The following is a 21593-nucleotide window of genomic DNA, read 5'->3' on the forward strand; positions in this document are numbered from 1 at the left end:
CATGCTAAACGTTAACCATCTTTCGGCCGATTATCAGGGGCGTGCGGCACTGCGCGATGTATCGTTCCAGATAGCCAGAGGGCAACTGGTGGTGGTGCTTGGACCTTCGGGCTGCGGCAAGACCACGTTGCTGAATTTGATCGCCGGCTTTATTGAGCCAACGGCAGGCAGCATTACGCTGGATGATGTTCCCGTCAAAGGTCCGGGTGCCGAGCGGGGCGTGGTCTTCCAGCATGAAGGCTTACTGCCGTGGCGCAACGTGGTGGATAACGTGGAGTTTGGCTTACAACTGGCCGGTGTGGCCAAGCCGCAACGCCGCAAGGTGGCGCAGCAGATGTTGCAACGTGTGGGGCTGAGCGGCTATGAACAACACTTCATCTGGCAACTGTCCGGTGGGATGCGTCAGCGGGTGGGCATTGCCCGCGCCTTGGCTGCCGATCCTCGGCTATTGCTGCTGGATGAGCCTTTCGGGGCGCTGGACGCATTCACTCGCGAACAGATGCAAGAACTGCTGTTGAACATTTGGCGCGATACCGGCAAGCAGGTGCTGCTGATCACCCATGACATTGAAGAAGCGGTGTTCCTGGCCAGCGAGCTGATACTGCTTTCTCCTGGCCCTGGGCAGGTGGTGGAGCGTTTATCGCTGAATTTTGGCCAGCGCTATGCTGCCGGAGAGGCTTGCCGCGCCATCAAGTCCGATCCTGAGTTTATTGCCCAGCGTGAATACGTGCTGGGCCGGGTGTTCCAACAGCGCGAGGCCTTGCTATGAGCCTGCATTCTGTTCTGAAAGCCGCAGTACCGACAGCGGTGCGCCAATCTCGTTTCACGCTGCCGCGCAGCCTCAAGCTGAGCACGGCAACCTTGCTGCTACTGTTGGCGGTCTGGTGGGCGGTAACTGCCTTGCAGCTGATCAGCCCGCTATTTCTGCCCGCACCGCAGCAGGTATTGCATCAGTTGGTGGTCATTGCCAGCCCGCAAGGCTTTATGGATGCCACGCTATGGCAACACCTGGCCGCCAGCCTGAGTCGGATCCTGGTGGCACTGCTGGCTGCTGTGGTGATTGGTGTCCCGGTGGGTATTGCGATGGGGCTGAGTGAGACAGTGCGCGGCCTGCTCGATCCCTTGATTGAAATTTATCGTCCGGTGCCGCCGCTGGCCTATCTGCCACTGATGGTGATCTGGTTTGGCATCGGTGAAACCTCGAAAATCCTGCTGATCTACCTGGCGATTTTTGCTCCGGTGACGCTTTCGACCGTGGCAGGCGTACGCAGCGTAGCGCAGGTGCGCATTCGTGCTGCACAAGCTTTGGGAGCCAACCGCTGGCAACTGTTGCGCTTTGTGGTGTTGCCCAGCGCGCTTCCGGAAATTCTGACCGGCATCCGTATTGGCCTGGGCGTCGGCTGGTCTACGCTGGTGGCCGCCGAACTGATTGCCGCCACGCGCGGCTTGGGATTTATGGTGCAGTCCGCAGGTGAGTTTTTGGCGACCGACGTGGTGATCGCCGGTATCAGCGTGATTGCGATAATCGCATTTGGTCTGGAGTTGGGGCTGCGTGCCTTACAGCGCCGGTTGACCCCCTGGCATGGAGTACAACAATGAACGAACGTCTGGTGATCTCCCCGTTGGGGTCTTATATCGGTGCACTGGTGGAAAACGTCAATCTGGCACGGCCATTGGGCGACGGCCAGTTTGAACAGCTTTACCATGCCTTGCTCAAGCATCAGGTGCTATTCCTGCGCGATCAGCCGATCACACCGCTACAACAGCGCGAGCTGGCAGGCCGTTTTGGCGATCTGCATATTCATCCGGTGTATCCACATGCTCCCGATGTGGAGGAGATCATTGTGCTGGATACCCATGACGATAACCCGCCGGATAACGACAACTGGCATACCGATGTCACCTTTATTGAAAACCCTCCGCAGGGGGCGATTTTAGCCGCCAAGCGGCTGCCGACGACCGGTGGGGACACTCTGTGGGCTAGCGGGATTGCTGCTTATGAAGCGTTGTCCGAACCCTTTAAACGCCTGTTGGTCGGGTTGCAGGCGGAGCATGACTTCACCAAGTCGTTCCCCGAATATAAACATCGTGGCAGTGAGGAAGAGCATCAGCGCTGGCAGTTGGCGGTGCAGAAAAACCCACCGCTGCTACATCCGGTGATCCGCACCCACCCGGTGACCGGTAAGCAGGCGTTGTTCGTCAATGAAGGATTTACTACGCGGATTGTCGGGCTGGCGGCGAAGGAGAGCGATGCCCTGCTGAGCTTCCTGTTTGCGCATATCACCAAGCCGGAGTTTCAGGTGCGCTGGCGCTGGCAGACCAATGATATTGCCATCTGGGATAACCGGGTGACGCAGCATTACGCCAACGCGGATTACCTGCCGCAGCGGCGCATAATGCACCGCGCGACCATTTTGGGGGATAAGCCGTTCTATCGTGCCTGAAGATCACTCCACCATCAGGTTTCTGGAAAAGTTTCGCATATCTACCCCCACTTTCCTGCGGTACAGGCGTGCCTTGCGTGCGCCTGTTGCCACTCTCTCGCCGGTTTCCTCAAACATTTCCGAAGCGTCAAAACGCCGCATCAGGCTTTTGCGTTGCACCGTATGCGACAAAATGATCTCGATCACTTCCTGCAATTGGGAAAGCGTGAACTCCGCTGGCAGGCAATAGACCGGCAGCATGGAGTAAGCCGTTTTTTGTCGTAGTCGCTGCAGTGCCGCTTCTACGATCGTTTGATGATCGAAAGCTAGCTGCTGCGCTTGCAGGTTGTCCAACGGCACCCAGGCGACGTCACTCACGTCGGCGATATGCGGCTGGCAATCGGCATGGGCGATCAGAGCAAAGTAGACCGTGGTCAGACTCCAGCCGCGCGGGTCCCTTTCCGGGCCAGAAAAACTGGCCAACTGCGCCAGATAGGGCGGCACCACACCGGTTTTTTCCCTCAGTTTACGTTCGGCCGTCGCTTGCGTGGAGGCGTCGCGCTGCAAATCGATAAACCCGCCGGGCAATCCCCATTGATCGAGGAAAGGGTGATTAGCGCGCTTGGCCAACAGCACGCACAGCTTCCCGCCGTGTACGGTAAACAGCACGCTGTCGACGGTGACAAGCGGTGAGGGGAAGAGGCGCGGATCATAGTTTTTCAGGTACTCGGCTTGCGTGGTCATGCTGGCGCTCGGCTAAAAGGTCTTTGGGACAATATAACAATAGCTGCCGGCTAATGATAATTATTAAAAGCGTAAATAAACAAATGGTTAAGCGAATTTACTGCGATTAAGACATTTTTCGCTTGCCAATAAATGTCTCTTGGACAATTATATAAATGTCCTAGGGACATTAATTGGTGGGGGGGAAGAATATGAGCGCACAACTGCAATTGTTTTTGAACGACATTGAAGTGAAGGTGACAACCGGACAGTTTCCCGATGGGGCGGTGTATGCCCGGTTTGCACCGCCTGAAACAACGGGGGCTTCGCAGATGCGTATTCGTGCCAGCGCAATGAGCAGCATGGATGACTTCATGCTGCTGGCACAGTTGACGCAGGCGGTGCGCCACCAGTTCTTAATCAAAGAAAGCCTGCTTGAGCTGCCTTATCTGCCCTACGCCCGCCAGGATCGCCATATGACCTCCGGCGATAGCTTTGCGCTCAAGGTTTTCGGCCAATTACTCAATACCTTGGCGTTTGACCGTGTGACGGTGTTGGATCCACACAGCGAAGTGGCTGCCGCCGTGATCGACAACATGCACATCATTACTCAGCAACAGTGCATGCAGCACAGCAGCAGATTGGCCAGTTTACTGACCCAGCAGCAGCTGTTCCTGGTGGCACCGGATGCCGGCGCGCTGAAAAAAATTCACGCGGTAGCGGCGCACTTTGGTATCGCGCAATACGGCATCCTGACCAAACATCGTGACGTGTTCAGCGGCGAACTGACGGGCTTTGAACTGCTGGCTGGCGATGTGCAGGGCAAAGACGTGCTGATTGTGGATGATCTGTGCGACGGTGGCGGCACCTTTATTGGCTCGGCCCAGGTGTTACGCCAGGCGGGGGCGCGTACGGTCAGTCTGTATGTTACCCACGGGGTGTTTTCCAAAGGTACTGCGGCTTTGCTGAACCAAGGCATCGATAACATCTATACCACCACTTCCTATGCTGCGGCGGAACTCGCTGGGCAACGTGTTGAACTGATTGATATTGCGCGTATCTACGCTCACTAAGGAACCGACTATGTTAACCAATCCTATTCTGGCAATTGATGGCTACAAAGTGTCTCACCGTGAGCAGTATCCGCTGGGCACTACGCGGATCTACTCCAACTTCACGCCGCGCAGCGATCGATTCTTTGCTTCTCCACTGCCGGATGGCCAACTGGTGTTCTTCGGTTTACAGGGCTTTTTACAGTGGTTCATGGTGGATCTCTTCAACCAACAGTTTTTCGCCCAACCGGAAGAGCAGGTAGTGGGGGAATATAAAAAGCTGATGGATAGCTACATTGGACAGGACCGGGTCTGCGTGGAGCATATTCGCGCCCTGCATCGGTTGGGTTATCTGCCACTGCATATCAAAGGGTTGGATGAAGGCAGCAAGGTGAGGATGAAGGTGCCTGTGTTGACCATCACCAATACGCGTGAGGAGTTCTTCTGGCTGGTCAACTACCTGGAAACGGTGATCTCGGCCGAACTGTGGAAGGCTTCCACCAATGCCACCATTGCCCACCATTACCGCAAGATCTGCCAGATGTGGGCGGATAAAACCTGTGATGACCTGGCGCATCTGGATTTCCAATGCCACGACTTTTCCTTCCGCGGCATGTCGGGCATGCATGATGTCGCGCAATCCGGTGCCGGGCATTTGCTCAGCTTCAAGGGGACCGACAACATTCCTGCGGTGCTGTACGCACAGAAGTATTATCCAACCGCAGAAGATTACTTCGTGGCTGGCAGCATCCCCGCCACCGAACATAGCGTGATGTGCATGGGAGAGCAGGCAACGGAGATCGAAACGTTCCGCCGCTTGATAGAAGATCTTTACCCGAACGGGCTGGTTTCCATCGTGTCGGATACCTGGGATTACTGGCAGGTACTGACGGAGTTTACCCGTGAGTTACACAGCAAGATTATGGCGCGCGATGGCCGCGTGGTCTTCCGCCCAGACAGTGGCGACCCGGTGGCGATCCTTTGTGGGACTGGCGATGACAGCGATCGAAGTGCGCAACGCAGCGCCGAAGAGAAAGGCTCGGTAGAAGTGTTGTGGGAAATCTTTGGTGGCACGGTTAACGGCAAGGGCTACAAAGTGCTGGATCCCCATGTCGGGCTGATTTATGGCGACTCCATCACTCTAGAGCGCGCTCAGGAAATCCTGCAACGCCTGGAGGCGAAAGGTTTTGCCAGCTCTAACGTGGTATTTGGCGTGGGTTCCTTTACTTATCAGTATAATACCCGCGATACCTTTGGTTTTGCGATGAAGGCGACCTACGGTGAGGTAAACGGAGTGGGGCGCCCTATCTTCAAACAACCGAAGACCGACAGCGGCCTGAAACAATCTGCCCGCGGCTTGTTACGGGTGATCCGCGATGGGGAAGGAGAATATCAACTGCTGGATAATCAGGATTGGCAGCAGGAACAGCAGGGTGAACTGAAAACGCGCTTCCTGGATGGCAGACTCTACAACCAGGACTCACTGGAGCAGATCCGCCAGCGCCTTGCCTGTCCCTCATCCCAAGCCTCTCCCACAGGGAGAGGGAGCTGAATTGAGCTCGTAGGCGATTACAGAGTTAAGCTGTAGCACGATAGGTCCCCTCTCCTTTTAGGAGAGGGTTAGGGGGCGTTAAATCAACTCTCTGCTTCAAACGCCTGGGTCAGCGTCTCCAGCTGTTCCTGGGCATCCAGCCAGGTCATTTCCGTTTCTTCCAGAGCAGATTTCGCCTGGCTTTGCTTTTGCAGGCAGGCGGTCAGATCGGCTTTGCGGCTGATGTCGTACAGCGCCGAGTCTGCCAGTTGTTCTTCCACCGCGGCCAATTCGGCACCCAGCTTATCCATCTGTTGTTCCAGCTTGGCGATCTGCTTACGCAGCGGTTGGGTTTGCGTACGGAATTCGGCTTCACGGCGCTTTTGGTCTTTACGTGCCTGGGCGCTGTTGCCGTTATCCTGCTTCGGTGCGGCATCCTGCTGCGCCTGCTGCTTTTGCAGATCGCTAAGCCACTGCTGGTAATCGTCGAGATCGCCTTCGAACTGCTCTACCTGGCCATCGTGTACCAGATACAGATCGTCGGTAGTAGAACGCAGCAGATGGCGGTCGTGTGAAACCACCACCAATGCCCCCTCGAAATCGATCAGCGCTTCGGTCAACGCCTGGCGCATGTCCAGATCCAGGTGGTTGGTCGGTTCATCGAGCAGCAGCAGGTTAGGGCGCTGCCAGACGATCAGCGCCAGCACCAGTCGTGCTTTTTCACCGCCGGAGAAACGTTCGGTGTTTTCGGTGACCTTATCGCCCTGGAAGCCGAAGCCGCCAAGGTAATCCCGTAGTTGCTGCTCCAGTACGCGAGGGGCGATGCGGCTCAGATGCTGTAGCGGCGACTCATCGGCGCGCAGGAACTCCAACTGATGCTGGGCGAAGTAACCCAGTTTGATGCCCTTTGCCAGCCCGATCTCCCCGCTTAGCGGCTCCAACGTGCCAGCCAGCATTTTGATCAGCGTTGATTTACCGGCACCGTTACGCCCCAACAGGCCAATACGCGAGCCGGGCACCAGGTTGAGCTTGATTGACTGCAAGATCACCTTGTCGCCATAGCCTGCACTGACTTTTTCCATGCGCAGCAATGGGTTCGGCAGGCTTTCGGGTTGGCGGAAGCTAAACGTGAACGGGTTATCGACGTGCGCCGGGGCAATCAGCTCCATCCGTTCCAGCATCTTGATGCGGCTCTGTGCCTGTTTGGCCTTGGTGGCCTGGGCACGGAAACGGTCAATATAGCTTTGCAGGTGCGCTACTTTTTCCTGTTGGCTCTGATACAGCGACTGCTGCTGTGCCAGTTTGGTGACGCGCTGGCGCTCGAAGGAGGAATAGTTACCGGTATATTCGTTGATGGTCTCATTTTCGATGTGCAGGATTTTGTCGACGATAGGGTCGAGGAAGTCACGGTCATGCGAAATCAGCACCAGGGTGCCCGGATAGCTTTTCAGCCAACGTTCCAGCCAGATCACTGCATCCAGATCCAGGTGGTTGGTGGGTTCGTCCAGCAACAGCAGATCGGAACGGCAAACCAAAGCCTGTGCCAGGTTGAGGCGCATACGCCATCCGCCGGAGAAGGCTCGCACCGGGCTTTGCAGTTGCTCGTTGGAAAAACCTAAACCGTGCAACAGGCTGGCGGCACGGGAGCGGATGGTCCAGGCATCCAGGGCATCGAGCTTGCCGTGCAGCGTGGCGATGGCGTGGCCGTCGTTGTTATCGTTTGCCACCTGTAATTCGGCTTCCAACTGGCGGAACTCCCGATCTCCATCGATAACATACTCAATGGCGGGCACGTCCAGTGCCGGCGTTTCCTGATTCACCCAGGCCAGCGCCCAGTTGTTTGGGAAGGTGTAGCTGCCACCGTCTGCGGCGATCTCACCCTTCAGCAGGGCCAACAGCGTGGATTTCCCACAGCCGTTCTTACCCACCAGGCCGACCTTCTGACCTGGATTAACCGTCGCCGTGGCGTTGTCCAACAGGACGCGGGTACCGCGTCGGATTTGTAGCGAGGAGAAAACAATCATAAAGCGCCGTTTGTTCAGAGTATGTTAAATTGAATTGAGTTTACGTTAACAGGACGCTGACCCGTCCTATTATTAGTCTTTGCGTTGCATGGTAACGGAAATCCGCCACCCTGACGACGCTTTGGAGGGGAATGATGTCACAGCCGCCGAAGGTTTTGCTGCTGTATGCCCATCCGGAATCCCAGGACTCGGTAGCAAACCGGGTTTTGTTACAACCGGCACAGCAGTTGGAACATGTTACCGTGCACGATTTATACGCGCACTATCCGGATTTCTTTATTGATATCCATCACGAACAACAGCTGCTGCGCGACCATCAGGTCATCGTTTTCCAACACCCTTTATATACCTATAGCTGCCCGGCCTTGCTCAAAGAGTGGCTGGACCGTGTGCTGTCCCGTGGCTTTGCCAGTGGGATGGGTGGTAATGCGCTGGCAGGCAAATACTGGCGTTCGGTGATCACCACCGGGGAGCCGGAAGGTGCCTATCGCACCGGCGGTTACAATCGCTATCCGATCGAGGATATTCTGCGCCCTTTTGAGCTTACCGCGGCCATGTGTCATATGCACTGGCTGACGCCAATCCTCGTTTATTGGGCGCGCCGCCAGAAACCGGAAGTATTAAGCAGCCATGCCAGCGCCTATGGGGATTGGCTGCGTAACCCGTTGCCGCATACCGGGAGGCACTGATGGAAGGTTCTACGCTATTAACCGCCATACTGCTGTTCCTGTTTGCCGCAGTGGTGACGGTGCCGATTGCCCGTCGCCTGGGGATCGGGGCTGTTTTAGGTTATCTGATCGCCGGTATCGCCATCGGCCCGTGGGGCTTGGGATTCATCCGGGATGTGGATGAAATTCTGCACTTCTCCGAGTTGGGCGTGGTGTTCCTGATGTTTATCATCGGACTGGAACTGAACCCGGCCAAGCTGTGGGAGCTGCGTCGTTCGATCTTTGGTGTCGGTGCCGGGCAGGTATTGGTCACGGCGGCAGTGCTCGGCGCGCTGCTTTACTTCAGCCATTTTGCCTGGCAGGCGGCGGTGATAGGCGGCATAGGTTTGGCCATGTCATCGACGGCCATGGCGCTGCAACTGATGCGTGAAAAAGGCATGAACCGCAACGAGGGGGGCCAGCTAGGCTTCTCGGTGCTGCTGTTCCAGGATATGGCAGTGATCCCGGCGTTGGCGTTGATCCCGATCCTGGCCGGGAGCGCAGGCACCAGCGACGATTGGGCAGAGATCGGCATGAAGGTCGCGGCCTTCGGCGGTATGTTGATCGGGGGGCGCTTCCTGTTACGCCCGTTATTTCGTTATATCGCCTCATCTGGAGTGCGCGAAATATTTACGGCTGCCGCGTTGTTGGTGGTGCTGGGGGCCGCGCTGTTTATGGATGCCCTTGGCCTGTCGATGGCATTGGGGACCTTTATCGCCGGGGTGCTGCTGGCAGAGAGCGAATATCGCCATGAGCTGGAAATCGCCATTGAGCCTTTCAAGGGGTTGTTGCTCGGGCTGTTCTTCATCTCGGTAGGCATGGCGCTGAATATGGGCGTGTTGTATACCCATCTGCTGGAAGTGTTGCTTGGCGTAGTGATCCTGGTAGCGGTGAAGTCCGGTGTGTTGTACTCGTTAGCGCGTATCTTTGGCCTGCGGCGTTCGGTGCGTCTGCAATTTTCCGGGGTGTTGAGCCAGGGCGGTGAGTTTGCCTTTGTGCTGTTCTCGGCCGCTTCGACGCAGCATATCCTGGGCGACGAGCAACTGGCCTTGCTGTTGGTTGTGGTGACGCTCTCAATGATGACCACGCCGTTGCTGATGCAGATTATCGATCGCATTCTGGCCCGCCGCTATAACGCCAAAGATGAGGATGAAGAAGCACCCTACGTGGCAGATGACGATCCGCAGGTCATTATCGTCGGTTTCGGCCGCTTCGGGCAGGTAATTGGCCGCTTACTGATGGCTAACAAGATGCGTATCACCGTGCTTGAACGAGATGTTAGTGCGGTTGGCGTATTGCGCCGATACGGTTACAAGGTTTACTACGGGGATGCCACAGAGCTGGAGCTGCTGCGGGCAGCCGGTGCGGAAAAGGCCAAATCTATCGTTATTACCTGTAATGAGCCGGAAGATACCATGGCCATCGTCCATCTGTGCCAGCAGCACTTCCCCAACCTGTCCATTTTGGCGCGGGCGCGGGGGCGTGTGGAAGCACACGAGTTGCTACAGGCTGGCGTGAAGCAGTTTAGCCGGGAAACCTTCTCCAGCGCCCTGGAGCTAGGGCGCAAGGCGTTAACAGAATTGGGGATGCACCCGCATCAGGCTTATCGCGCTCAGCAGCATTTTCGCCGTCTGGATATGCGCATGCTGCGTGAACTGATGCCTCCGCATCTGGGGGACGTGGCCCAGATTTCCCGCGTGAAAGAAGCCCGGCGCGAGCTGGAAGAACTTTTCCACCGCGAAATGCAAAAAGAAAAACGGCAGTTCGACGGCTGGGATGAATATGAATGATTTGGAGCTCAATGATGTCTGCAACACGTAAAAGATTTATCGCCGGGGCGGTTTGCCCAAGCTGTAACGCTATGGATACGCTGGCGGTTTGGCGTGAAGATCAGGTCGAAGTGGTGGAGTGTGTCAAGTGTGGCCATCATCAGCGCCAGACCGAGCAACAGGTGGAAAAACACGTTCGCCCGCAGGAACAGGTTATTGGTATTTTTCATCCGGAGTAGCGTTATCTGCCGTGATTTTTTATGCTGAAGGGTACAGCGCTGGAGATTTCCGCTACAATCTCCACCGATTTAGTTTCCAACGGTAGGAGATATCATGAAAGTAACAAAAGACTTGGTGGTCAGCCTGGCTTACCAAGTACGTACAGAAGACGGTGTTTTGGTTGATGAGTCTCCGGTGAGTGCACCGTTGGACTATCTGCACGGGCATGGCTCTCTGATTGCAGGTCTGGAAAAAGCACTCGAAGGTCACGAAGCGGGCGATCGTTTCGACGTTCATGTTGCCGCTAACGAAGCTTACGGCAACTACGATGAAAACCTGGTGCAGCGCGTTCCTAAAGACGTCTTTATGGGCGTTGATGAACTGCAGGTAGGCATGCGCTTCCTGGCTGATACCGATCAGGGTCCGGTTCCGGTTGAAATCACCGAAGTTGATGGTGACCACGTAGTGGTTGATGGTAACCACATGCTGGCTGGCCAAGACCTGAACTTCCACGTAGAAGTTGTGGCGATCCGTGAAGCGACCGAAGAAGAACTGGCTCACGGCCACGTTCACGGTGAGCACGATCATCACCACGAACACGGTGACGGCTGCTGCGGCGGTCATGGCCACGATCACGACCACGATCATGACCACGGCAAGAAAGGCGGCTGTGGTGGCAACGGTGGTTGCGGCTGCCACTAATGCTGGTGCTGTAACTGCAACAAAAGGTCGCTTCGGCGGCCTTTTTTAGTAATGCGGGGGAGGAGTCTCTTCCGACTGCGAGGCGATCATTGAAGGTTGGCTGGCGCGCAGTTTGTCGGTCAGCAGGCGTAGATGCTCTTGTATCTTCAGCATTTCAAGCTGATGCTGCACCACGGTTTGGTTGAGTTCCTCAATCGTCACTTCCTGAAAGGCCTGGCGGCTTTCCATCTCTTCCAACCGCTGTAGCAGGCTCTCATAGTCTTTCTCGTGCATGATGTTACCTCTGGCACTGTTAAATCCGGGATTCTGGCACTATGTTATCAGTGGCGGTCAGCTTTGTGCTTGCCAATTTCGGCGAACGGTTTTTCATTGCCGCAAGCAGGGCAATTCAATTCACAAGATTTTCAATTAAAACACTTAATTATCAATGTTATAGTTGTTTTTCTTGAACTTTGCCACCAATGTGGGGTCACATCTTGACTCGATTTGGTTACCTGTGTGACTGTTTTGTTTTGTTTCAGGCAGCTATAGTAGCCCGGTTAACTTACTTAATGATGGTTTGAGGCACCGCTTCAGACACTGGAGAAATGGATGAAATCTTTGTTTAAAGTCACGCTTCTGGCAACCACTATGGCTCTTGCTTTGAATGCGACCCAAGTTATGGCAGCCGATGAGGCCAAACCTGCTGATGCAGCCACCGTTACCACGACGGGTGAGGTCGCGCCTGCTGTTGCTGCGGCGGCTAAACCGGCAGAAGCGCCAAGCACCGGTAAGTTCAAGAATGACGATGAGCAGGTCGCTTACGCACTGGGTGTTCAACTTGGCCGCTACATGGAAAACTCGCTGGATGAGCAAGCCAAGCTGGGCATCAAGCTGGATAAAGATGTGATGCTCGGGGCCGTTAAGGACGCGTTTGCCAAGCAGAGCAAACTGAATGACTCCGACATCGAAAAAACCCTGCAAGGTTTTGAAGTGCGCGTGAAGGCCTCCGCTCAGGCTAAGATGGAGCAGGACGCGAAAGAAAACGAAGCGAAAGGCGTTAAATACGCTGAAACCTTCGCCAAAGAAAAAGGCGCGAAGAAAACCGAATCTGGTCTGCTGTACAAAGTAGAGAAAGAAGGTACCGGTGAAGCACCGAAAGACAGCGATACCGTAGTGGTAAACTACAAAGGTACCCTGACCGACGGCACCATGTTTGACAGCTCCTACGATCGTGGCGAGCCATTGTCATTCCGTCTGGACGGCGTGATCCCAGGCTGGACTGAAGGCCTGAAACACATCAAGAAAGGCGGCAAAATCAAGTTGGTTATCCCACCGGCACTGGCCTACGGTAAAAATGGCGTTCCAGGGATCCCTGCCAACTCCACGCTGGTGTTTGATGTTGAACTGCTGGATGTGAAACCGGCAGCCAAGGCTGACGACAAAACAGAAAAAGCGGCTGACGAAGCTGCTGCAGACGCTAAAGCCAAATAAGTCTGAGATTTTCCCAACCGCCGCGAATGTTCTTCGCGGCGGTTTTCATTTCTGCGCTACCAAGAATGCAAAATATCCTGCAACTTTACTTCCTGTCTCTACTGATCGCTTGACGCCTGCCGGGCATCGGGCTTAACGTCAATATCACGCGCAAATGTAAGGACCAGCATCTGGCCGTTTTGCTAGACTCTGGGTCTGAACTTATGAATCATGCGCCTGCCCCTTAGGGCGTGTACCTAAAACTGCTCCCGGCAGCGATTGTCTCCTGCGCGAGCCGTTTTAGTTGCGTCCCCTGGCACAGGCGATCTATGTAGGTGGTATCTTCGATGTCAAATTCGCTTTTATCCAGCGAAGCCAGCGAACTTGATTTGCTGAATGAGCGTCCGTTTAGTCAGACGGACCATGAAATCCTGAAGTCGTATGAAGCCGTGGTCGATGGGCTGGCGATGCTGATTGGTGGGCACTGCGAAATCGTGTTGCACTCCCTGGAAGATCTGAAATGCTCCGCCGTGCGTATCGCCAATGGTGAGCACACCGGGCGTAAGATCGGTTCGCCGATCACCGATCTGGCACTGCGTATGTTGCATGATATGGCGGGCGATGACAGCAGCGTCTCCAAAGCCTATTTCACCCGGGCCAAAAGTGGCGTGTTGATGAAGTCGGTGACGATTGCCATCCGCAATCGCGAACAGCGGGTGATCGGCCTGTTGTGTATCAACATGAACCTCGATGTACCGTTTTCTCAGATCATCCAGACCTTTATGCCGCCGGAAACGCAGGAGGTGGCCTCCTCGGTCAACTTCGCCTCCTCGGTTGACGATCTGGTGGCGCAGACGTTGGAGTTCACCATCGAAGAAGTGAATGCCGATCGCAATGTGTCCAATAACGCCAAAAATCGCCAGATCGTACTCAACCTGTACGAGAAAGGCATTTTTGATATCAAGGACGCGATCAATCAGGTTGCCGATCGCCTCAATATCTCCAAACATACCGTCTACCTGTATATCCGCCAGTTCAAGAGTGGCGATCTGCTGGGTAATGAGCGCTGATGCTTAACTACTGCCTGTTGGTCACTGGCCCGGCTTATGGCACTCAGCAAGCGAGCAGCGCCTGGCAGTTCGCCCAGGCCCTGTTGGCGGCAGGCCACCGCATTACCAGCGTTTTTTTCTATCGCGAAGGGGTGCTGAATGCCAACCAACTGATCTCTCCGGCCAGCGATGAATTCGATCTGGTGCGTGCGTGGGTTGATCTGGCACAGCGACATGGCGTGGAGCTTAACGTCTGTGTGGCGGCAGCTTTGCGCCGTGGCGTGACCGATGAACAAGAAGCCGCACAGTTGGCGTTGGCGGCTGCCAACCTGCAGCCGGGGTTTACCCTCAGCGGTTTGGGTTCATTGGCAGAAGCGGCGCTGAGCAACGACCGCCTGGTACAGTTTTAATGAGCAAGATGAAACGAGTTGCGTTTGTATTTACCCAAGGGCCACATGGCAGTGCGGCTGGTCGGGAAGGGCTGGATGCGGTGCTGGCGACGTCGGCACTGAGCGAGGATATCGGCGTGTTTTTTGTCGGCGATGGCGTGTTGCAACTGCTGCCGGGCCAACAACCCGAAAAGATCCTGGCCCGCAATTACATCGCCACCTTTGGCGTATTGCCGCTGTATGATGTTGAAAACTGCTATCTCTGCGCAATGGCTATCCAGGAGCGCGGCCTGCAACAGGTCACCGACTGGGTGCTGAAGGCCGAAATTCTGCCTGCAGATACTCTGCGCCAGAAACTGGCCACTTACGATGTGGTCATGACTTTCTAGGATATTTTGATGCTGTATACCCTCAGCCGTTCCCCAACCCGTTGCGACCTGCCTGCGTTGTTAAGGCTCACCAGAGAAGGTGATGCCCTGCTGTTACTGCAAGACGGCGTACTGGCCGGCCTGGCCGGTAGCGCCAGCCTTGATTTATTGCTCAATGCCTCCATATCCCTTTATGCACTGCAGGTCGATCTGGATGCCAGAGGCCTGTCTGGTCATTTTTCACCCAAAATCACGCTAATCGGTTATACTGACTTCGTTGTGTTAACCGAGAAACACCACAGCCAAATGGCATGGTAATGCGTGTGATGTTGTATATTTCTTGACACCTCTACCAGTCAGCCATAAAATTCTGCGTCCTCGTACTGTGCCAATAGTGCATACGGGGGGATTTATCACATGTTTACGAAGCAAAAAACGAAGCAAAACCCAGGAGCTTTTTTTAATGACTACGATTAATCAGCTGGTTCGCAAACCACGCTCTGTGAAGGCTGCTAAAAGCAACGTTCCAGCGCTGGAAGCCTGCCCGCAGAAACGTGGCGTATGTACTCGCGTATATACCACCACCCCGAAAAAACCAAACTCCGCACTGCGTAAAGTTTGCCGTGTGCGTTTGACTAACGGTTTCGAAGTGAGTTCTTACATCGGTGGCGAAGGCCACAACCTGCAGGAACACTCCGTAATCCTGATCCGTGGCGGTCGTGTAAAAGACTTGCCAGGTGTGCGTTACCACACCGTCCGTGGTGCACTTGACTGCTCCGGCGTTAAAGACCGTAAGCAAGCTCGTTCCAAGTACGGCGTGAAGAAGCCAAAGGCTTAATGGTTCTCCGTTAAGTAAGGCCAAACATTTTAATGTCAAAATAAACTCGTAGAGTTTTGGACAATCCTGAAATTTTCAACGGAGTATTTCCATGCCACGTCGTCGCGTAATAGGCCAACGTAAAATCCTGCCAGATCCTAAGTTCGGATCCGAGCTGTTGGCTAAATTTGTAAACATTCTGATGGTAGATGGTAAGAAATCTACTGCAGAAGCAATCGTCTATACCGCGCTGGAGACCCTGGCTCAGCGTTCTGGTAAAGGTCACCTGGAAGCTTTCGAAGTCGCTCTCGACAACGTGCGCCCGACTGTAGAAGTTAAGTCTCGCCGCGTTGGTGGTTCTACTTACCAGGTACCAGTTGAAGTTCGTCCGGTTCGTCGTAATGCCCTGGCAATGCGTTGGATCGTTGATGCCGCTCGTAAACGTGGTGATAAATCCATGGCTCTGCGCCTGGCGAACGAACTGTCTGATGCAGCAGAGAACAAAGGTTCTGCTGTTAAGAAGCGTGAAGACGTTCACCGTATGGCAGAAGCCAACAAGGCGTTCGCCCACTACCGCTGGTAATCCACGCAGTAGTTATGCTAACCAAGTGGGCGCTTCAAGAAGCCAACCCGCTTGGTTTCACCGAACCGCCTAAGGCAATAGAGGAATCAAATGGCTCGTACAACACCCATTTCGCGCTACCGTAACATCGGTATCAGTGCGCACATTGACGCCGGTAAGACCACTACCACTGAACGTATTCTGTTCTATACCGGTGTAAACCATAAAATTGGTGAAACGCACGAAGGCACCGCGACCATGGACTGGATGGAGCAGGAGCAGGAGCGTGGTATTACCATTACTTCTGCAGCGACAACTGCTTTCTGGTCTGGTATGGCCAAGCAGTTTGAGCCGCACCGTGTAAACATCATCGACACCCCAGGGCACGTTGACTTCACCATCGAAGTAGAACGTTCCATGCGTGTGCTTGATGGCGCGGTAATGGTTTACTGTGCTGTTGGTGGTGTTCAGCCACAGTCTGAAACCGTATGGCGTCAGGCTAACAAATACAAAGTGCCACGTATCGCGTTCGTTAACAAAATGGACCGTATGGGTGCTAACTTCCTGAAAGTTGTTGGTCAGCTCAAATCTCGTCTGGGCGCGAATCCAGTTCCATTGCAACTGGCTATCGGCGCAGAAGAGAAATTCACCGGTGTTGTTGACCTGGTGAAAATGAAAGCCATCAACTGGAGCGAAGCCGATCAGGGCGTGACCTTCGAATACGAAGAGATCCCAGCTGACATGCAGGAACTGGCTGCTGAATGGCACCAGAATCTGGTTGAGTCTGCAGCTGAAGCGTCAGATGAGCTGATGGACAAATACCTGGGCGGCGAAGAGCTGACCGAGGAAGAAATCAAGAAAGCTCTGCGTCAGCGCGTGCTGAACAATGAAGTGATTCTGGTAACCTGTGGTTCTGCCTTTAAAAACAAAGGCGTACAGGCAATGCTGGATGCGGTTATCGAATACCTGCCTGCACCAGATGACGTTGAAGCTATCAACGGTATTCTGGACGACGGTAAAGATACCCCGGCCGTGCGTCATTCTGACGACGCCGAGCCGTTCTCTGCACTGGCGTTCAAAATCGCTACCGACCCATTCGTGGGTAACCTGACGTTCTTCCGTGTGTACTCTGGCGTAGTTAACTCCGGTGACACCGTTCTGAACTCCGTGAAGGCCGCGCGTGAGCGTCTGGGCCGTATCGTTCAGATGCACGCTAACAAGCGTGAAGAGATTAAAGAAGTTCGTGCCGGCGACATCGCTGCGGCTATCGGTCTGAAAGACGTAACTACCGGTGATACGCTGTGTGATCCTGCTAGCCCGATCATTCTTGAACGTATGGAGTTCCCTGAGCCGGTAATCTCCGTTGCGGTAGAACCAAAAACCAAAGCTGACCAGGAAAAAATGGGTCTGGCTCTGGGCCGTCTGGCGAAGGAAGACCCATCCTTCCGCGTATGGACTGACGAAGAATCAGGTCAGACCATCATCGCAGGTATGGGTGAACTTCACCTGGATATCCTGGTTGACCGTATGCGTCGCGAATTTAACGTTGAAGCTAACGTCGGTAAACCACAGGTTGCTTACCGTGAAGCGATTCGCGCGAAAGTTACTGACATCGAAGGTAAACACGCCAAGCAGTCTGGTGGTCGTGGTCAGTATGGTCATGTTGTTATCGACATGTACCCACTGGAGCCGGGCTCAAATCCGAAAGGCTACGAGTTCATCAATGACATTAAAGGTGGTGTGATCCCAACGGAATACATCCCTGCCATTGATAAAGGTCTCCAGGAGCAGCTTAAGTCTGGTCCACTGGCCGGTTATCCGGTAGTTGACCTCGGTGTGCGTCTGCATTTCGGTTCTTTCCACGATGTTGACTCCTCCGAATTGGCGTTTAAACTGGCCGCGTCTATCGCCTTTAAAGATGGTTTTAAGAAAGCGAAACCTGTTTTGCTTGAGCCTATCATGAAGGTTGAAGTTGAAACGCCGGAAGAGAACACTGGTGACGTCATCGGTGACCTTAGCCGTCGTCGTGGTCAACTGAAAGGTCAGGAATCCAACGCTACTGGCGTTCAGATTCACGCTGAAGTTCCGTTGTCCGAGATGTTTGGATACGCAACTCAACTGCGTTCTCTGACCAAAGGCCGTGCTTCTTACTCCATGGAGTTCCTGAAGTACGATGATGCGCCGAACAACGTCGCTCAGGCCGTTATTGAAGCCCGTGGTAAATAAGCCTTCGGGTTTAACACATTGATCAGTGCTCTCTCCATGAGGGGGGAGCAAAAGAGTTAAGGAATATAGCCGTGTCTAAAGAAAAATTTGAACGTTCCAAACCGCACGTTAACGTTGGTACTATCGGCCACGTTGACCACGGTAAAACTACCCTGACCGCTGCAATCACTACCGTTCTGGCTAAAACCTACGGTGGTTCTGCACGTGCTTTCGACCAGATCGATAACGCGCCAGAAGAAAAAGCTCGTGGTATCACCATCAACACTTCTCACGTTGAATATGACACCCCGACTCGTCACTACGCGCACGTTGACTGCCCAGGGCACGCCGACTACGTGAAAAACATGATCACCGGTGCTGCTCAGATGGACGGCGCTATCCTGGTTGTTGCTGCGACTGACGGCCCTATGCCTCAGACCCGTGAGCACATCCTGCTGGGTCGTCAGGTTGGCGTACCTTACATCATCGTATTCATGAACAAATGCGACATGGTTGATGATGAAGAGCTGCTGGAACTGGTAGAAATGGAAGTTCGTGAACTTCTGTCTGCTTATGACTTCCCTGGTGATGACCTGCCAGTTGTTCGTGGTTCTGCGCTGCAAGCGCTGAATGGCGAAGCTGAGTGGGAAGCTAAAATCATCGAGCTGGCCGGTTACCTGGATTCTTACATCCCAGAACCAGAGCGTGCTATCGATCAGCCGTTCCTGCTGCCAATCGAAGACGTCTTCTCCATCTCCGGTCGTGGTACCGTAGTTACCGGTCGTGTTGAGCGCGGTATCGTTAAAGTTGGCGAAGAAGTTGAAATCGTTGGTATCAAAGACACCGTTAAGTCTACCTGTACTGGCGTTGAAATGTTCCGTAAACTGCTGGACGAAGGCCGTGCTGGTGAGAACGTGGGTGTTCTGCTGCGTGGTATCAAGCGTGAAGACATCGAACGTGGTCAGGTACTGGCTAAACCAGGTTCCATCAAGCCACACACTCAGTTCGATTCAGAAGTGTATATCCTGAGCAAAGAAGAAGGTGGTCGTCATACTCCATTCTTCAAAGGCTACCGTCCACAGTTCTACTTCCGTACAACTGACGTGACCGGTACCATCGAACTGCCAGAAGGCGTAGAGATGGTAATGCCAGGCGATAACGTGAACATGGTTGTTACCCTGATCCACCCAATCGCTATGGACCAAGGCTTGCGTTTCGCAATCCGTGAAGGCGGCCGTACTGTAGGTGCGGGCGTTGTTGCTAAAGTTATCGCTTAATCGCGAATAATTTATAAGCACTAAAAGAGGGCACTTCGGTGCCCTTTTTTTATACAATTTTTTACCAATCTTAATTGAAATAAAAACGATTCTTATTTAGACTTACTGCATCGGTTAAGAAGTGAGTCTCTCTATGTACGTATGTCTGTGTAATGCTGTGTCTGACAAAGCGATCCGTAAGGCGGTGCGTCAGCACAATCCCCATACCATGAAGCAACTACGTGAGCTGGTGCCGATTGGAACTGACTGCGGTAAATGCATTCGTCAGGCAAGGCAAATTATGGTGGAGGAACGCGCAACCCTGATTCATATGCATGAAGTCGCCTAATAAAGAGTAGGGTTATTTTTTGACTCTTGGCCCGCAGCTTCTACACTTTTAGAACTGCCCAGGAGGATTTACCTATGAAAGGCGATAAAAAGATCATTGCTCACCTCAACAAGCTGCTCGGTAACGAGCTGGTTGCCATCAATCAATACTTCCTGCACGCGCGTATGTTCAAAAATTGGGGCCTGATGCGTCTCAATGAGAAGGAATATCACGAGTCGATCGATGAGATGAAACATGCCGATCGCTACATCGAGCGTATCCTGTTCCTTGAGGGGTTACCGAACCTGCAAGATCTCGGCAAGCTGAATATCGGCGAAGATGTCGAAGAGATGCTGAGGTCTGATTTGGCCCTGGAGCTGGACGGCGCCAAGAACCTGCGGGAAGGTATCGCCTATGCCGACTCTATCCATGATTACGTCAGCCGCGATCTGATGAAAGAAGTCTTGGCCGATGAGGAAGGGCATATCGACTGGTTGGAGACTGAGCTGAGCCTGATAGAGCGGCTTGGCATCCAAAACTATTGCCAGGCGCAAGTGTTGGAACGCAAAGACTGAATGCCCCTCACCCTAACCCTCTCCCACAGGGAGAGGGGACAGTCCGAGGCATAACTTAACTGCGACATTCTTCCTTTACATTCCACTATTACAGAGCAGCTTTAACGCCATAACAGCCCCCACATTCTCCCGTTACAGATTATCTCCTGCACTTGCCAATAGTGCCGATCGGCTCCCTATCACTAAAGGAGGGGTCGGGGGAGGGACAAAACTCATTAAATACCGCTCATTCTGAGCATATTTCCATCCGTGGCTTGCAACCTGGCCTGGTTTGCGTATAATGCGTGGGCTTACCTAATCTTGGTAAGCCTGATTTTAGCGAATCAGTCGATTGGCAAGAACGTTTTGCCCTTCGAACAATACTCCCGATATGGGGGTTATATGTTGACGATTACACTCCCCCATCAATCGAAATGGGTGTGAGGAGTAATTATTTACGTTTATAAATAATTGGAGCTCTGGTCTCATGCAGAACCAAAGAATCCGTATCCGCCTGAAAGCGTTTGATCATCGTCTGATCGATCAATCAACTGCGGAAATCGTCGAGACTGCCAAGCGCACTGGTGCGCAAGTCCGTGGTCCGATCCCGCTGCCAACTCGCAAAGAGCGCTTTACCGTTCTGATCTCCCCGCACGTCAACAAAGACGCGCGTGATCAGTACGAGATCCGCACTCACAAGCGTCTGGTTGACATCGTTGAGCCAACTGAGAAAACCGTTGATGCTCTGATGCGTCTGGATCTGGCTGCCGGTGTAGACGTGCAGATCAGCCTGGGTTAATCAGGTCATTGACGATTGAGAGGTTGAAACAATGATTGGTTTAGTCGGTAAAAAAGTGGGCATGACTCGTATCTTCACTGAAGATGGCGTTTCTATCCCAGTAACCGTGATTGAAATTGAAGCGAACCGCGTGACTCAGGTTAAAGACCTGGACAACGACGGATACCGTGCCATTCAGGTCACTACCGGTAGCAAAAAAGCTAACCGTGTGACCAAACCGGAAGCGGGTCATTTCGCTAAAGCTGGCGTCGAAGCTGGCCGTGGTCTGTGGGAATTCCGCCTTGAAGAAGGTCAAGAGTTCGCTGCAGGTCAAGAAATCAGCGTAGAAATCTTCGCTGACGTTAAAAAAGTCGATGTTACCGGTACTTCCAAAGGTAAAGGTTTTGCTGGCACTGTAAAGCGCTGGAACTTCCGTACTCAGGATGCAACCCACGGTAACTCCTTGTCTCACCGCGTTCCGGGTTCTATCGGTCAGAACCAGACTCCGGGCAAAGTGTTCAAAGGCAAGAAAATGGCTGGCCACCTGGGTGACGAGCGTGTAACCGTTCAAAGCCTGGACGTAGTACGTGTTGACGCTGAGCGCAACCTGCTGCTGGTTAAGGGTGCTGTACCGGGCGCAACCGGTGGCAACCTGATCGTTAAACCAGCTGTGAAGGCGTAAGGG

At 53.8% G+C, this 21593-nt stretch carries 25 protein-coding genes; 22 read left to right on the forward strand and 3 right to left on the reverse strand.

The features are described from left to right. Position 1: 1 nt before the first annotated feature. From tauB to tauD, 3 genes are read left to right on the forward strand one after another with little or no spacing between them, the layout of a single operon-like run. Complete coding sequence (gene tauB / locus ABIE29_RS16090; protein ID WP_429619731.1) at positions 2 to 769, forward strand: taurine ABC transporter ATP-binding subunit; 768 nt, start codon at positions 2 to 4, stop codon at positions 767 to 769. Next, complete coding sequence (tauC, locus tag ABIE29_RS16095) at positions 766 to 1599, forward strand: taurine ABC transporter permease TauC (protein ID WP_429619732.1); 834 nt, start codon at positions 766 to 768, stop codon at positions 1597 to 1599. The genes tauB and tauC overlap by 4 nt, the downstream gene beginning before the upstream one ends. Next, positions 1596 to 2444, forward strand: coding sequence for a taurine dioxygenase (gene tauD, locus ABIE29_RS16100; protein WP_429619733.1), 849 nt, complete (start codon positions 1596 to 1598; stop codon positions 2442 to 2444). The genes tauC and tauD overlap by 4 nt, the downstream gene beginning before the upstream one ends. 3 nt (positions 2445 to 2447) lie before the next feature. Here tauD and ABIE29_RS16105 read toward each other — a convergent pair whose 3' ends face one another. Then, positions 2448 to 3167: an NUDIX hydrolase gene (locus ABIE29_RS16105; RefSeq protein WP_429619734.1), complete on the reverse strand. Its 720-nt coding sequence runs from the start codon at positions 3165 to 3167 to the stop codon at positions 2448 to 2450. Positions 3168 to 3358: 191 nt separating this feature from the next. On the opposite strand from ABIE29_RS16105, the gene prs reads away from it, so the two are divergent. Both prs and ABIE29_RS16115 read left to right on the forward strand, forming a co-directional pair. Further along, on the forward strand, positions 3359 to 4219 hold the full coding sequence (gene prs / locus ABIE29_RS16110; RefSeq protein WP_429619735.1) for a ribose-phosphate diphosphokinase: 861 nt from the start codon (positions 3359 to 3361) through the stop codon (positions 4217 to 4219). 10 nt (positions 4220 to 4229) lie between these two features. Next, positions 4230 to 5750, forward strand: coding sequence for a nicotinate phosphoribosyltransferase (locus ABIE29_RS16115; protein WP_429619736.1), 1521 nt, complete (start codon positions 4230 to 4232; stop codon positions 5748 to 5750). A gap of 83 nt (positions 5751 to 5833) precedes the next feature. On the opposite strand, the gene ABIE29_RS16120 is transcribed toward ABIE29_RS16115, so the two are convergent. Beyond that, complete coding sequence (locus ABIE29_RS16120) at positions 5834 to 7753, reverse strand: ABC transporter ATP-binding protein (RefSeq protein WP_429619737.1); 1920 nt, start codon at positions 7751 to 7753, stop codon at positions 5834 to 5836. A gap of 134 nt (positions 7754 to 7887) precedes the next feature. Between ABIE29_RS16120 and kefG the strand changes: the two genes are divergently transcribed. From kefG to slyD, 4 genes are all read left to right on the forward strand, one after another. Beyond that, on the forward strand, positions 7888 to 8442 hold the full coding sequence (gene kefG, locus ABIE29_RS16125) for a glutathione-regulated potassium-efflux system ancillary protein KefG (protein ID WP_024482696.1): 555 nt from the start codon (positions 7888 to 7890) through the stop codon (positions 8440 to 8442). Then, on the forward strand, positions 8442 to 10250 hold the full coding sequence (kefB, locus tag ABIE29_RS16130; protein WP_429619738.1) for a glutathione-regulated potassium-efflux system protein KefB: 1809 nt from the start codon (positions 8442 to 8444) through the stop codon (positions 10248 to 10250). The genes kefG and kefB overlap by 1 nt, the downstream gene beginning before the upstream one ends. A gap of 14 nt (positions 10251 to 10264) precedes the next feature. Further along, the gene (locus tag ABIE29_RS16135) at positions 10265 to 10468 is read left to right on the forward strand and encodes a YheV family putative zinc ribbon protein (protein WP_037376686.1); all 204 of its coding nucleotides are present in this window, start codon (positions 10265 to 10267) and stop codon (positions 10466 to 10468) included. Positions 10469 to 10562: 94 nt separating this feature from the next. Next, positions 10563 to 11150 carry a peptidylprolyl isomerase gene (gene slyD / locus ABIE29_RS16140; protein ID WP_429619739.1) on the forward strand — a complete coding sequence of 196 codons (588 nt, stop codon included), beginning with the start codon at positions 10563 to 10565 and terminating at the stop codon, positions 11148 to 11150. 45 nt (positions 11151 to 11195) lie between these two features. Here slyD and ABIE29_RS16145 read toward each other — a convergent pair whose 3' ends face one another. After that, complete coding sequence (locus tag ABIE29_RS16145; protein ID WP_429619740.1) at positions 11196 to 11423, reverse strand: SlyX family protein; 228 nt, start codon at positions 11421 to 11423, stop codon at positions 11196 to 11198. A 318-nt stretch (positions 11424 to 11741) separates the two neighbouring features. Here ABIE29_RS16145 and fkpA point away from each other — a divergent pair, with 318 nt between their 5' ends. From fkpA to rplC, 13 genes are all read left to right on the forward strand, one after another. Further along, the gene (gene fkpA / locus ABIE29_RS16150; RefSeq protein ID WP_429619741.1) at positions 11742 to 12623 is read left to right on the forward strand and encodes an FKBP-type peptidyl-prolyl cis-trans isomerase; all 882 of its coding nucleotides are present in this window, start codon (positions 11742 to 11744) and stop codon (positions 12621 to 12623) included. A gap of 326 nt (positions 12624 to 12949) precedes the next feature. Further along, entirely contained in the window at positions 12950 to 13672 is a 723-nt protein-coding gene (locus ABIE29_RS16155) for a helix-turn-helix transcriptional regulator (RefSeq protein WP_021181642.1), read from the forward strand. Continuing rightward, positions 13672 to 14061, forward strand: a complete 390-nt coding sequence (gene tusD / locus ABIE29_RS16160) for a sulfurtransferase complex subunit TusD (RefSeq protein WP_429619742.1) — start codon at positions 13672 to 13674, stop codon at positions 14059 to 14061. The genes ABIE29_RS16155 and tusD overlap by 1 nt, the downstream gene beginning before the upstream one ends. 8 nt (positions 14062 to 14069) lie before the next feature. Further along, positions 14070 to 14429 carry a sulfurtransferase complex subunit TusC gene (tusC, locus tag ABIE29_RS16165; RefSeq protein WP_429619743.1) on the forward strand — a complete coding sequence of 120 codons (360 nt, stop codon included), beginning with the start codon at positions 14070 to 14072 and terminating at the stop codon, positions 14427 to 14429. A gap of 9 nt (positions 14430 to 14438) precedes the next feature. Beyond that, positions 14439 to 14726 carry a sulfurtransferase complex subunit TusB gene (tusB, locus tag ABIE29_RS16170; protein ID WP_429619744.1) on the forward strand — a complete coding sequence of 96 codons (288 nt, stop codon included), beginning with the start codon at positions 14439 to 14441 and terminating at the stop codon, positions 14724 to 14726. Positions 14727 to 14871: 145 nt separating this feature from the next. Continuing rightward, positions 14872 to 15246 carry a 30S ribosomal protein S12 gene (gene rpsL, locus ABIE29_RS16175; protein ID WP_021181638.1) on the forward strand — a complete coding sequence of 125 codons (375 nt, stop codon included), beginning with the start codon at positions 14872 to 14874 and terminating at the stop codon, positions 15244 to 15246. 91 nt (positions 15247 to 15337) lie between these two features. Beyond that, positions 15338 to 15808, forward strand: coding sequence for a 30S ribosomal protein S7 (gene rpsG / locus ABIE29_RS16180; RefSeq protein ID WP_021181637.1), 471 nt, complete (start codon positions 15338 to 15340; stop codon positions 15806 to 15808). A gap of 90 nt (positions 15809 to 15898) precedes the next feature. Next, entirely contained in the window at positions 15899 to 18013 is a 2115-nt protein-coding gene (gene fusA / locus ABIE29_RS16185) for an elongation factor G (protein ID WP_429619745.1), read from the forward strand. A 71-nt stretch (positions 18014 to 18084) separates the two neighbouring features. Next, on the forward strand, positions 18085 to 19269 hold the full coding sequence (gene tuf / locus ABIE29_RS16190) for an elongation factor Tu (protein ID WP_429619746.1): 1185 nt from the start codon (positions 18085 to 18087) through the stop codon (positions 19267 to 19269). 133 nt (positions 19270 to 19402) lie between these two features. After that, a complete protein-coding gene (gene bfd / locus ABIE29_RS16195) occupies positions 19403 to 19597 on the forward strand; it encodes a bacterioferritin-associated ferredoxin (protein WP_024485620.1) in 195 nt (64 codons plus the stop codon). 74 nt (positions 19598 to 19671) lie between these two features. After that, complete coding sequence (bfr, locus tag ABIE29_RS16200; RefSeq protein ID WP_021182231.1) at positions 19672 to 20151, forward strand: bacterioferritin; 480 nt, start codon at positions 19672 to 19674, stop codon at positions 20149 to 20151. Positions 20152 to 20617: 466 nt separating this feature from the next. Further along, positions 20618 to 20929 (forward strand): 30S ribosomal protein S10, encoded by a 312-nt coding sequence (gene rpsJ / locus ABIE29_RS16205; RefSeq protein WP_001181005.1) that lies wholly within the window; start codon positions 20618 to 20620, stop codon positions 20927 to 20929. 31 nt (positions 20930 to 20960) lie between these two features. Further along, positions 20961 to 21590 (forward strand): 50S ribosomal protein L3, encoded by a 630-nt coding sequence (gene rplC, locus ABIE29_RS16210; RefSeq protein WP_004956193.1) that lies wholly within the window; start codon positions 20961 to 20963, stop codon positions 21588 to 21590. The last annotated feature ends 3 nt before the right edge of the window (positions 21591 to 21593 follow it).

This window comes from Serratia sp. 2723 (assembly GCF_050434425.1).
GTDB lineage: Bacteria > Pseudomonadota > Gammaproteobacteria > Enterobacterales > Enterobacteriaceae > Chania.